General features: G+C 35.3%; 7 protein-coding genes. 3 read left to right on the top strand and 4 right to left on the bottom strand.

The features are described 5' to 3' along the window. Positions 1 to 110 precede the first annotated feature (110 nt). A complete protein-coding gene (pheT, locus tag AAGD76_RS02095; RefSeq protein WP_209472911.1) occupies positions 111 to 2450 on the top strand; it encodes a phenylalanine--tRNA ligase subunit beta in 2340 nt (779 codons plus the stop codon). On the opposite strand, the gene AAGD76_RS02100 is transcribed toward pheT, so the two are convergent. Then, on the bottom strand, positions 2441 to 5188 hold the full coding sequence (locus AAGD76_RS02100) for a hypothetical protein (protein ID WP_209472909.1): 2748 nt from the start codon (positions 5186 to 5188) through the stop codon (positions 2441 to 2443). The two genes, pheT and AAGD76_RS02100, sit on opposite strands and share 10 nt — an antisense overlap. A 58-nt stretch (positions 5189 to 5246) precedes the next feature. After that, complete coding sequence (locus AAGD76_RS02105; RefSeq protein WP_341820303.1) at positions 5247 to 8627, bottom strand: class I tRNA ligase family protein; 3381 nt, start codon at positions 8625 to 8627, stop codon at positions 5247 to 5249. Positions 8628 to 8803: 176 nt separating this feature from the next. Here AAGD76_RS02105 and AAGD76_RS02110 point away from each other — a divergent pair, with 176 nt between their 5' ends. Then, a complete protein-coding gene (locus AAGD76_RS02110; RefSeq protein ID WP_341820304.1) occupies positions 8804 to 10270 on the top strand; it encodes an oligopeptide:H+ symporter in 1467 nt (488 codons plus the stop codon). 139 nt (positions 10271 to 10409) lie between these two features. Here AAGD76_RS02110 and miaB read toward each other — a convergent pair whose 3' ends face one another. Both miaB and AAGD76_RS02120 read right to left on the bottom strand, forming a co-directional pair. Then, positions 10410 to 11729, bottom strand: a complete 1320-nt coding sequence (miaB, locus tag AAGD76_RS02115; RefSeq protein ID WP_010962578.1) for a tRNA (N6-isopentenyl adenosine(37)-C2)-methylthiotransferase MiaB — start codon at positions 11727 to 11729, stop codon at positions 10410 to 10412. 600 nt (positions 11730 to 12329) lie between these two features. Next, entirely contained in the window at positions 12330 to 12533 is a 204-nt protein-coding gene (locus AAGD76_RS02120) for a hypothetical protein (RefSeq protein WP_341820305.1), read from the bottom strand. Positions 12534 to 12606: 73 nt separating this feature from the next. Here AAGD76_RS02120 and AAGD76_RS02125 point away from each other — a divergent pair, with 73 nt between their 5' ends. Next, positions 12607 to 13563: an IS5 family transposase gene (locus AAGD76_RS02125; protein ID WP_209472359.1), complete on the top strand. Its 957-nt coding sequence runs from the start codon at positions 12607 to 12609 to the stop codon at positions 13561 to 13563. Positions 13564 to 13566 lie beyond the last annotated feature (3 nt).

Below are 13566 nucleotides of genomic sequence, written 5' to 3' on the forward strand. Positions count from 1 at the left end.
TTACAAAAGCTTCTACATCATAAACAATGATGTAGAAGTATTCCACTACAACAAGCTTTAAAAGCACTACATTTTATATTACAATAACTTTTTTGTTTCTTGTTAGATCGATGAAATTCACGTTATCTTGGTTACTGGAGTATTTAGAAACCAATGCTAGTTTAGAAGAAATTACCGATAAATTAACTCACATAGGGTTAGAAGTAGAAGATGTGATCGACAATACCAAATTAGCTGGTTTTATTGTTGCAGAAGTATTAGAGGTGATACAGCATCCAAATGCTGATAAATTAAAATTATGTAAAGTAGATGACGGAAGTAAAATTCTACAAATAGTTTGCGGAGCAAACAATGTTAGAGAAGGTATGAAAACTGTGCTTGCATCTCTTGGTAGCACATTGCCAGAAAGTGATTTCACAATCAAGCCTACAAAAATACGAGGAGTGCTAAGTGAAGGGATGCTCTGCTCTGCTTCTGAACTTGCGTTGGTTCAAGAGGAAAGTGAAGGAATAATCGAGCTTTCCGATGATTATAAAGTAGGGGATAAATTTTTCAATTGTGACCCTGTAATTGATATAAATGTTACTCCAAACCGTGGAGATTGCTTAGGCATTTATGGAATAGCTCGCGACCTTGCTGCAACTGGAATTGGAACATTAAAGACTTTAAGCATTCCACAACTTACCAGCTCCATAAATTCACCAATCGATGTTGAAGTTACTGACGGAGAAAGTTTTATTAGTGGAATATACATCGCCAATGTAAAAAATCAAGAAAGCCCAAAGTGGCTAAAAGATAAATTGGAATCGATAGGAATGCGCTCCATTTCTACAATAGTTGATATCACGAACTATATTATGATATCTTTCAGCCGCCCAATGCACGCGTATGATGCAAAAAAAATAGAAGGAGAGCTCACAGTACGCAAAGCAAACGACGGAGAAAAATTTGCTGGTTTAAATGGTAAAGAATACTTATTAAACAAAGACATGAGCGTTATTGCAGGTGATAAAAATATTCATGGAGTTGCTGGAATTATAGGTGGAAAGTGCAGTGGATGTACACTTGAAACTACTGATATCTTTTTAGAGTCTGCTTGGTTTGACCCTATATCTATCGCTAAATCTGCAAGGCAAATAAACATCTCCACAGACGCTAGTTACAGATTTGCACGTTCTGTTGATCCCGAATTTACTTTTGATGGACTCAACCTTGCAGCTAAAATGATTCTGGATTTATGTGGTGGAGAAGCCTCAAGCGTAGTGTCTGCTGGCAGCTTAGATAGGGCTGACACCAAGGTGAGCTTTGATTACCAAGATGTAAACAAGTTTGGAAGTGTATCTGTATTGCCTGATGAAGTGTTCGATATCTTGACGAAACTAGGGTTTAATATTGATAAAAAAACCGAAGGCAATTGGAATGTACAAGTACCAAGCTGGAGACCGGACGTGACAATACCGGTTGACCTAATTGAAGAAGTAACAAGGATATACGGCTATGACAAAATAAAAGAAGAACCACTACCAAATAATGTTGAAGAAGTAGATAGTACATACGACAATTTGCGTATTTTGATGACAAACAGAGGGTTTCATGAAGTGCTAACCTGGTCGTTTATGAGTGAATCAACAGCTGAAAAATTTGGTTACTCGAATAAGTTATTTATCATCGATAATCCGTTTAACAATAACTTTAATATAATGAGACCAAGTATTATGCCAAATTTATTGCAAGTTACTGCTGATAATATTGCCCATGGAATATCTGATCTTGCAATCTTCGAAATCGGGCCGATTTACGATGGTGAAGCTCAGTCTAAACATGTTTTAAGTGGAATAAGAACAGGAAATAATTTACCGCGAAACCATTATAATACTAATAGGAAAGTAGATGTTTTTGACGCAAAGGCTGATTGCATAGCAGCTTTGGAGTTTTTTAACGTCAATTGCGATAATTTAACGATAGAGAGAGCAGAAAAAGAACATTACCACCCAGGAAAGTCAGGCACTCTCTCTTTTAAGAATAAAGTAGCAGGTTATTTTGGAGAGTTGCATCCTAATATATTAGATCTTTTTGACATCAAGCAAAAAGTTGTAGGTTTTGAGGTGATATTAGAAAATATTGAAAATTTACCTGTAAGTAGAAAGAAATTTATCGATTATAAATACCAAAGTGTAAAACGTGATTTTGCATTTATTGTAAATAAGGATGTGAAAGTAGGTAACATAATCAATGTGGTAAAAAAAAGCTCAGAGCTCATCACAGAAGTTTTAGTATTTGACGTATACCATGGAAATAATATAGAATCGAATAAGATGTCTATAGCATTGTCAGTTACTTTCTGCTCTCCAACTCACACTTTAACTGAAAAAGAGATCCAAAAAGAATCAAGTGCTATAGTTAATTTAGTATGTGAAAATACCGGAGGAACTTTGAGAACTTATCGTTGAGTCACAATCATAGTTTCCTGCCGTTGCTGTGTCACACTTACTTCATCCAATTTATTTCCAATATTGAATTCAATATCCTTGAAAAATCTATCCCACATTCCATGCAAATGCTCTTCTATTTTAGGCCACACATCATTTTTAAATGTTACCCCATCATCAGAAAATAAATTACCTAAAAAGGCTCCAACACCTTCATAATTTGACTGAAAACATTGAAGAAATGTCTCTCCTTCTTTATAAGTATTATGTGCCACATTTAACGCTTTTCTCTCTGTAGTCTCTTTATAAGCATTTGATGCTCCAATCTTTATTGCACCAAACATAACTTTACTCCAGTTCTTAACTTTCTGTATACAACCTTCACTATTTCCTGGTATATTATTTATTATATCTTTTGTCAAATTATCTATCAAAGGAGACAATAAACCTTGATAAAAGTGCTTGATATTATTTTTTGTTTTTATCACAGGACTTTTTATGCATTTTTCTGCCAAATAGTATTCAAGTTCCGCTTCCTCTAACAACTTCTTAACTGCTTCTTCGTTAAAAGTTTCACGCTCGAACTCCTTCAGTAAATCATCCTCTATTATTGCAAACTTTATTTTTTCGCGAGATTCTAGTTCTTCTATATAATCATTTTTTGTTTCTTCATTTATCAACAATCCTTTTTCTTCTAATTCTAACTGTTTTAATGCTTTGAGAATTTCTTGGTTATTTTTCAAATGCTTCTCTATTAATTTTGTACTTGGATGCTGTTCTCCTTTCCTATTTCGCTCACCTTCTAAATATTTGTTTAAATCCTCATTTTCTTCTATTACTTTCCTTAACGATATAGGTTGCTCTAAGCATTCTGCAATTTCCGCTCGGTGCGCATTAATCCTCTGTACTAAATCCGGCTCCTTTTCCTCTAACAGCTTACATGAATCCTCTATACCCTTTGCTTGGCCTTTGAGTACATTTTGTATTTTGCATTTCGTTATTTCTAAATATATCTTTGCTACAAAAGCATTTACTTTATCTGAAGCTTCTTTTAAATTCTCACTCAAAGAACCTTTTATCTCCTTTTCTAAATCCCGAAACTGGTCTATTAAGCTGAGCATGCCTAATAGGCCTAACTCACCCTTGGCTTTTTTCATTACTGATTTTACTAGCCTTTGCTCAACTTCTTGATCATCATACTCGAACTTAAAAAGACCTTCTAACCTTCTTCTTAAAACATCACCTGCTAAATTATTCTTTTTTACATCTCCATATATTTCTTTCAATTTTTCATGTATCCTAATATATCTTTTTTGTCCTTCTTTTTTTAAAAGATTAATCTCTTCTTTAGCATTACCTAGAGCTGTCTCTGTTTCTCTACTATGTATATATTTATAAACATCAATAATTGTTCTCTTAGCTATCTTCCCTTCTTCTTTAAGCCGCTTCCATTCTGCTTTAAATATAGGAAGCTCACTATCATCTAAAACATCCGGTACTTTTGCTCCTGCTTTTTTCAGATCTCTTATTATCACTTCTTTCTCACCTGGTAATTCCTTACCTTGACTCTCTAATTCCTGTCTCACTAAAGAATTTTTTATCTCATCTTCCAGTGAAAAACCTTCTTTCCGTCTATCCAGCTGAAACCTAACTGCTTGTATAAAGGCAACTTGATAGGCGTTGTATATTAAGTGAGTTGTCAACTTAAAATCTATGCTACTTACCACTTTTAACCTGAATTCGTCCAACAATTCCTTCAATTTATCATATGTAATCTCTTTCTTTTCTAGCTTTATCAGTTCTTCCATAGTCTTCGCAAATTCTTGAATAGAAGTTGCAAGCACATTCTTGATCTCATTACGTAAAGGCTTAAGACCATTTTTTAAGTGGATATTAGCTGATAATTTCAGTATGGTATTATGTTCTGAATCACGTGCAACATTAAACCAACTACCATCTTTATCTTCGTATAAATCTCTAAGTAGTTGTTTAAATTGCGGTGGAAACTTAACTTCCATATTCCACTTAATGTCTGCTTCAATAGCCTCTATCTCATGAAAAGACACCTCAATATTTTGGTGTTCATTTTGACATAACCCATTACTTATTTTAATAGCAGCAATCAAAAAATGAGATAATTTTTTATTTAAAAGATAAAAAGTAGCCAAAGCGAGTGTTGCAGGAATAAGTAATGCTGCAAGCACAGCGATATTAACAAGAATCACTATTGCAGCAAGAACACCATATGCCAATCTTTTTGCTGTACTTTCACTTACTTCACTTTTTTTTGTTTTATTCTCCTCTGAACTGATTTGTGTCTTATCATTTGTTTTTAATTTATTATATACGGCTAATCCTAACGCAGTGAAAACTATATAAGGAAACATTAAAACTGATAGAGCTAAATTTAATACTTTCTTCTCCGGGCAAGCTCGATTTACCTCTTTAAATATTCTACTTGATATATTATACCAAGAAGTAAAAAAATCAGAGTTATAATCTTTATAATGAAATATACTGAGTGGAACGTTAAAATTAGCTAACGGCTCTTGTTCTTCCACAGCATCAAAAAATTCTTCTTCCTCTTCTGAAGTAGCAAGACCTAAATCATTCCCTTCTTCTACATTAGAAACAGCTTCCATAGCATCAAAAGACTCTTCCTCTTCCAAAGTAACATTGGAAATAGATTCTACTTTACCTAAATCATCACTATTGTTATTTAAGTCAACAACTTTCTTACAATCTACAACAGCATGCATACCATAACCTTACCTCAAGTAACCTAAGTATAGCATAAACAATGACAACTTTCAACTACTAATAATTTAACCTAATACCAACTATCAAATTTTGGTACTCCTTAAAATAAAAGTTAGTTCCAATTTCTGTATTAATGTCCAAAGATAAGGTAAGGGTCTGCTCTTTTATATATTCAATCCACGTATTTATTGCTTCCTTAATTTTCTCATCTTCTGTTTTGATTATTACTCTGATTCTATCGGACATATGAAAATCAGCTTGTTTCCTGGTTTCCTGAATGAGCCTCACGACATCTCTTGCAAGCCCTTCTAGAATTAATTCATCATTTAGTTCAGTATTTAGAATGACAATCCCTTTATTGTTATCAAATACAGAGGAATATTCACTGTTTGCTTTTAACAATAGTTCATATTCGCCTTTTTCTATGATGCAATTTTCTGACTCATTACCTAAAAAAACTTGCTCATTTTCAACTTGCTTCCATTTTCCCTCTTTGACATATTGAACTAGTTTCTTAATTTTATCTGGTATTCTCTTTCCAAGCAGGGGAAAACTTAGCTTTAACTCTAGTGATGCAATATCTTCAAGTCTGTTTACTAACTCCAGTTTTTTTACATTTACCTCATCTTTTATCATCTCTTGATATTCATTCATGCTTGGTGTCATTCCAGCACTTTTTTCTTTCTGGATCCCAGTGTCAGCTACTCGGATGACAGGAGAGAACTCTGGGATGACGGGAGAGAGCTCTGGGATGACAGAAAACGGCTCACCTTCAAGAAAACTACAGGAAGACTGATGATAAATGATCATACTGCCAAGTGGCTGTCTGATACGTATGTTAAAAGTGTTTCTAATAGAGAGTGCAGAGTTGCATATCTCTCTCACCAAATCCATCTTGGCAATGAGCTGACTATCAAACTTCTCTAATTGTGGAAAATTAGCCAAATGAACAGATGTTTCTTCATACTTAAGCCCTTGCCATATATTCTCTGTTATAAGTGGCAACAAAGGAGCTGCAGCTCTTAGTATGTAATAAAAAACCGTATATAGAACATTATAAGCATCAGTTTTATCCTGATCCAAATCACTTTTCCAAAAACGCTCGCGACTGCGACGAATATACCAATTATTTAGCACTTCAAAAAAGTTCATTAAAATTTTGCAAGCCTCTTGGGAGTTATAGTTGTTCATAGAAGCTTGGATACCTTCTACAGCTTCAAAACACTTGGAAATTATGTAACGATCAATAGTGCTTTGATAATCCTTACAAACTTCAGCTTTAATTCCATCTGCATTTGCATACATAGTAAAAAAGTGATAACTGTTCCAAATAGGTTTTATTACGTTTTTCAGAACATCTCGTATTGAGTTTCCTTCTTTATCGAGTAGCAAATTACCACCACAAACAATAGATCCAGAAAGCATAAGAAAACGCAGTGCATCAGAACCGTATCTATCAAAAACCTCCATTGGATCTGCATAGTTATTCAAACGTTTGGACAATTTTTGCCCTTTTACATCCAAAACAACACCGTGGCATATGCAGTTCTTAAATGGTTCCCTATTAAACAAAGCAGTGGACAATACAAAGAGCGTATAAAACCACCCCCTGGTTTGCGCTATGTATTCAGTGATAAAATCCGCAGATTCAAACCACTCCTTATTTTCAAACGGATAGTGGATTTGCGCAAATGGCATCGAGCCAGATTCAAACCAGCAGTCAAACACGTCAGGTACACGGCGCATAACTGATTTTCCTGTTGGATCATCAGGATTTAGTCTTGTTAAAGTATCGATAAATGGTCTGTGCAAGTCGTCTATTTTAACATTAAAATCTCTCTCCAGTTCTTCTATTGAACCATATACATCTACTCTTGGATATCTCGCATCATCTGATTTCCATACAGGGATTGGCGTACCCCAGAATCGATTGCGTGAAATTGACCAGTCGTGTGCCCCTTCAAGCCATTTTCCAAATTGACCATCTCTAATGTGGTTTGGTATCCAATTAACTCTCTTATTTAGCTCTACCATTCTGCTTTTGAATTTTGTAACAGCAACATACCAAGAAGGCATAGTTCGATAGATCAAAGGAGTGTCAGTTCTCCAGCAGTGTGGATAATTGTGAATATATTGCTCAGTCTTAAACCAACTTCCCTGCCCTTTCAATTTTTTTATTACTGTATCATTGGCATCAAAAACATGAACCCCTGCCAAATCTGAAACTTCAGCAGTAAATTTTCCACTGTTATCAATTGGACAAATAACTGGAATATCATGGCTTTGGCAAAGGTAAAAATCTTCCTCACCAAATCCAGGAGCAGTATGCACAACGCCAGTACCGTCTTCTTCCGTCACATAATCAGCAATAAAAACGCGAAATGCATTTTTTGTGTCTTTAAAATAGTCAAACAGTGGTTTGTAAGAAAGACCTGCAAGATCATTCGCTTTAAGTTTTATATTGCAGTTTTCATATGGAATATTGTTTTGTTCAGAGTGGCTGATAAATTTCTCTAAGTAGCTTTCAGCAAAAATGTATATTTCACCATTCATTGAACTTCCTTCACTACTCCCTGTCATCCCAGTGCCCAGACACTGGGATCCAGAAATAGATTCCAGCGTCACGCGCTGGAATGACATCAAAGGGTGGACTGACACTGCACAATACTTAATATCTTTTCCTATTGCTAAAGCCAAGTTGCTCGGCAACGTCCAAGGAGTTGTAGTCCAAGCAAGTAATTTACACTTTCGTTTAACACTTTTAAATTGCTGTGGGTTTTCTAAAAGCTCAAATGCAACAGTTACAGCTTTGCTAACTTTTTCTCTATACGCGTTATCAAGCCTTGTTTCGAAATTAGATAATGGAGTTTCGCATGCCCAGCTATATGGTACAACGCGCACTGATTCATACACCAGACCCTTATCATAAAGCTGCTTGAATGCCCACATGACCGACTCCATGAATGATTTATCCATAGTCTTATAGTCATTGTGAAAGTCTACCCACCTTGCTTGCCTATTTACATACTTCTCCCACTCTGATGAAAATTTCATCACAGAAGTACGGCAATGATCGTTAAATTTATCTATACCAAACTTCTCTATCTCAGTTCTACCAGATATTCCAAGTTCTTTTTCTGCACCCATCTCAGCCGGCAATCCATGGCAATCCCAGCCAAATCTACGTTCAACCCTTTTTTGAAGCATAGTTTGATATCTTGCAAATGCGTCTTTGATGAAACCAGTGAGTAAATGTCCATAATGCGGAAGTCCATTTGCAAACGGAGGCCCATCGTAAAAGACAAAACAATTATCCTTGGAACGTTCTTCAACTGACCGCTCAAAAACTTTGTTTTCCTGCCAAAATTTTATGATTTCCTTTTCTAACGATAAAAAATCAGGACTACTTACTGTATCAGGATAATGCTTTGACTTCATGTTCGCTATGTAAAACTAAAGAATATAGGGCTTTCTGAAAAATTACAAATTCAAAAATATTTCCGTAGCTCACACCCCAACAAACTATTCTGCCGAGCTTCCAATACCTTTTTTTAAGTTTTACTTGCAGTTTTTATTGTTTTACTTAACATTAACCCAAGCTTTAGGGGTATTTTATGGATCAGAAGACAGATAAGTTTCCACAATTTTTAAAAATGTTGTGCTTTGTTGAAATGTGGGAACGTTTCTCTTACTATGGAATGAGGGCACTTTTGGTCCTATTTTTGACTTCTCACTTAGGTTTCACTGATGAGAGGGCCCTTACTATTTACTCATTATTTGCTGCAACAGGTTATGCTATACCAATACTTGGAGGTTTTTTAGCTGATAAGTTGATGGGATTCCGCAACATGGTGTTGCTTGGAGGGATAGTGATGATAGCAGGTCATGCTTGCATGTCATTGGTTAAGTTTGAACCAGGTTTATTATATTTAGGTTTATCTCTAATAGCCATAGGTACTGGTATGTTTAAAGGGAACGTAACTAACTTACTTAGTTCATGCTATGGCAAAGACGATCCTGAACGTAGCAGAGGCTTTACTTTATTTTACGTAGGTGTGAATATTGGAGCAATATTGGCTTCTATTTCATGTGGTTATGTAGCCCACTTGTTTGGCTGGCACTACGGCTTTGGTTTAGCTGGTATTGGGATGTCTATAGGGCTAATCTTTTTTCTCAAATTTCAGAATCTTTTAGGAGATAGCGGCCTTTCTCCTTATCCAGAGCTTATGAATAAGCGCATATTAGGGATTAAAATTTTTGGTATAGTATTGATAGGAAGCTTTCTGTCATCATCAATAATTGCTAAAATGCTTATACATAGTGAATTTTTTACTAATATGCTCATATTTATTGGAATAACAGCTCTGGGCATATTTATTTATATAATATCTAAATTATCAGCAGAACAAAGACGAAAATTAGTGGCATTATCTATTCTTGTGGTATTTTTCTTGTGTTTTTTTGCTTTAGAAATGCAGCTTGGCTCTTTGGTTAACTTATTCACCGAAAGAAACGTTATTAACAATGTATTAGGTATAACAATCCCAGCTTCAGTTTCTCAAGCCATAAATCCTTTGTCAATTATAATATTTGGCTTTCTTTTTGGAACATACATGAAGTTTAAGCAAAAATATGCAACTTCCATGTTTACCCTTGGCCTTCTGACAATGGCTATGTGTTTTTTCACACTGTACATAGGATGTTTAAACTCTAACATTGAAGGTAAAGTAGAATACTTATATTTAATAATTGCTATCTCCTTTATGGGACTGGGAGAATTATGTATTGCTCCATTAGTCCAAGAACAAGCAACTACACTAGCCCCCAAAAACCTTAGAGGAGTAGTGATGGGTATAGTAATGCTGTCATTAGCGTTTTCTAACCTAGCCGGAGTTGCAATATCAAAATTTATGTCAGTTCCTTCAGTAAATGGTAAAATAAATTATTTAGAATCTTTAGAAATATATAAAGAGGGTTTTTTAAAGGTGGGAATATTTAATTTAATGCTCGTTATTGTATTTTTATTCTTCTTCAATTTTATACATAAAGTTGTTACTAACTCATCTTGTACAAAAAATTGATATAGGTAAGCTCAAATTTGTAGGTTTAAGGTACCCGTTCAGCAGAGGTAGCAATTAAACTTTGTAACTTTTGAAAAAGATTATGATTGCATTTTTTCAATACTCTTTGCTTAAGATTTATATTTAACGCTGCTTAAAATCAGTGAAATGCACACCCCAGCAAACTACTCTGCCGAGCTTCCAACACTTTCACATTTACTATTTTGTCCCTGTATTTATCTTCAGAATCATCAATGCACACTGATTGCATATATGGGCTTTTACCAATAATTTGGTTTTGGTGTTTACCTTTTTTATCGCTAAATAGAACAGGTATAGTTTTACCTACCATACTCTGGTTAAACTCAAGTTGTTGCTTACTAATTAATTTCTGTAAACGAAGAAGGCGCTCTGTTTTAACCTCTTCTGGTACTTGATCTTTTCTTTCCGCTCCCGGTGTGCCTGGTCTTGGGCTGTATTTAAAACTATAAGCCTGAGCATATCTAACTTTTTCTACTAATTTCATAGTTTCTTCAAAATCTTTTTCGGTTTCTCCAGGAAAACCAACAATAAAATCAGAAGAAAATTCGATTTCAGGTTTCAATTTGCGAAATCTGTCTATTATTTCCAAATACTCCTCTGCAGTGTGTTTCCTGTTCATCGCGTGCAATATTTTATTCGAACCAGACTGCACAGGCAGGTGAACAAACGGCATGAGCTTTGGCTCTTCCGCATGTGCCAAGTAGAGAGATTCATGCATATCTCTTGGATGAGAAGTTGTATAACGAATCCTCTCTAGCTTTTCAATTTTAGCAATATGACTAATTAATTTTCCTAAATCCCACACTTCCCCTTCGCACTCCCCATGGTAAGCATTGACGTTCTGACCAAGCAAATTGATCTCATTTGCCCCATTTGCAACTAATTTCAATGCTTCACGAAATATTTCATTCACTGGCCGTGAATACTCAGCTCCACGAGTATAGGGCACTACACAAAACGTACAAAATTTATCACAACCCTCTTGTATGGCAAGAAACGCAGAAGACCCCTGGCTATTGCCATAGCATTCATCTGGCAATTTATCAAACTTTGCAACTTCAGGAAAATCAGTGTTTATTACATGACCTTTACTTCTGCTTGCTTTGACTATCAGCTCCGGTAAGGTAGCGATACTCTGCGGACCAACAACAATATCAACAAAAGGAGCCCTTCTGAACACTTCTTCTCCCTCTGCTTGCGCTACACACCCAGCCACCACTATAGTCATTTCTTTTCGTAACGAATGAATCTTCCCAAGCTCTGAGTAAAGTTTTTCTGCTGCCTTCTCTCTAATGTGACAAGTATTCAGTATCACTAAATCGGCTTTCCCTGCATCACTAACAACGTTGAACCCCAAAGGTTTAATTACATTTTCCATTAAAACGGAGTCATAAACGTTCATCTGACAGCCGTAAGTTTTAATATATAGGCCTTTCATATTTGGTATGTCTTTTTCAAAATTTCTTCACCCTACACGTAAATGTCTAACAGACCAGCGCGTGACGCTAGTGAACTTGCTAGCACAATAGATTTTGACAAAATTATACGAAAAACTGGATCCCAGTGTCAAGCACTGGGATGACAAGTTCTCGGCAACCCCTACGTCATACCATCACGGTATCTCTAGATCCCGCTAACAAGTAGCGGGATGACGGTTGTCAGGGTGTCATGAAAGTAGCTAACACTGGCTTCCATCCAAGAGGGCAGTGCCCTCTTCTTGTCATCCCAGTGCTTGACACTGGGATGGCTTTGTTGCATCGCTACTTATGAAAGGCTAACTATAGTTAGGATTATAAGCAACCTATTGAAAATCTTGTTTTTTTGCAATCAATCTGATCAAATTTAAGAATAGTAATTTATTATTTATATTAATAAATTTAATTCTATTGAAAATAGCTAAAGCATTGAAATTCTTGAATTTTAGCCGGATTAGTGAGTGGTAGTGAAATTTCTTTTACTCAAATTTAGGTATTCACTGACCGTTCTTGTTATAAATACCAGAATAATAAGCTACTGATATTCTCTACCTTTTTTATCTTTATCCATCATAGCTAGCGATGCAACAAAGCCCACTGGGATCCAGGAAAAAGAATGGTGTCATCCGAGTAGCTTGACACTGGCATCCAGGAAACTTAATTGCAAGTAATGCATTGAGTTTGGTGAGTATGGGTTTTGCGTTATAGAATGAAGCACTTTTGGTGAATTTGTAAAGAAAGCTGGATCCCAGTGGGCTTTGTTGCATAGCAACTGAAAAAATCTGGTGGCTACTGACAAAATTCATTATAAAATAGCCATTTAACCTTGAAAGAAAAAATATGCCACAAAAAATGAGGGTCAGTAACCATAGCGAATATAACAAATTTCTAGAAAAAAGAGGAAATATTTTTCATTATATCAACGAAGCCATAGAAAAGTGGTACGAGAATGGTCCAAAAATACCAGGTGGCAACAATATTTATAGCGATAAAGTTGTAATTTTGGTGCACATAATAACTTGTTTATTTAGAATAGGCCTGAGGCAAACAGTTGGGTTTATAGCAGGATACCTTGAGCAAATTGGGAAAAATTTGCAAGTTATCAGCTATTCACAATCATCAAGAAGGTTTAAGAAACTCAATATTAAGATCAATGATTGCAGAATTGATAAAAATAATATGGAAGATATCGAAATTGCTATAGACAGTACAGGAATTAGTATATACAACAACACTCCTGGTCATAGCAAAGAAAATAGCGAAGATAGAAAGTATCGCAGCTATGAACAGACAAGAAAATTGCATGTAATGTTGAATACAAACAGCAAAAAAGCCATAGCTGTAAAATACAGTAACGGTGTCTACTCTGATCACTATGGAGCTTGTGATTTGCTAAAAGAAGTCGATTTTCAGTATGTCATAAAAGTACTATATGCAGATAGGGCATATGACAGAGAAAAGCTCTATAAGCTGTGTAATCAATATGGTATAAAAACGAAAATTCCTCCGAAAAACAACGCAGCAGAGCATCCAAAGTTAGACTATATGGCTGAGAGAAATTCTGCAGTCAAGCTCATAAAGTCATATGATGAAGATAGTATAAAGAAGTGGAAAAAAGAGATGAGTTATGGAAAAAGATCTTATATAGAAAGTTTTTTCTCGCGACTGAAACAAACATTCGGGTTTAGTTTTAGGAATAAATCTGAGACAAATAGAGAGAAGGAACTACTTGTTAAATGCTATTTGCTCAATAAGTTCACTGATATTGGTATGGCTAAATTTGAGATAGCTTCATAAATT

The organism is Wolbachia endosymbiont (group A) of Cydia strobilella (assembly GCF_964026745.1).
Lineage (GTDB): Bacteria > Pseudomonadota > Alphaproteobacteria > Rickettsiales > Anaplasmataceae > Wolbachia > Wolbachia pipientis.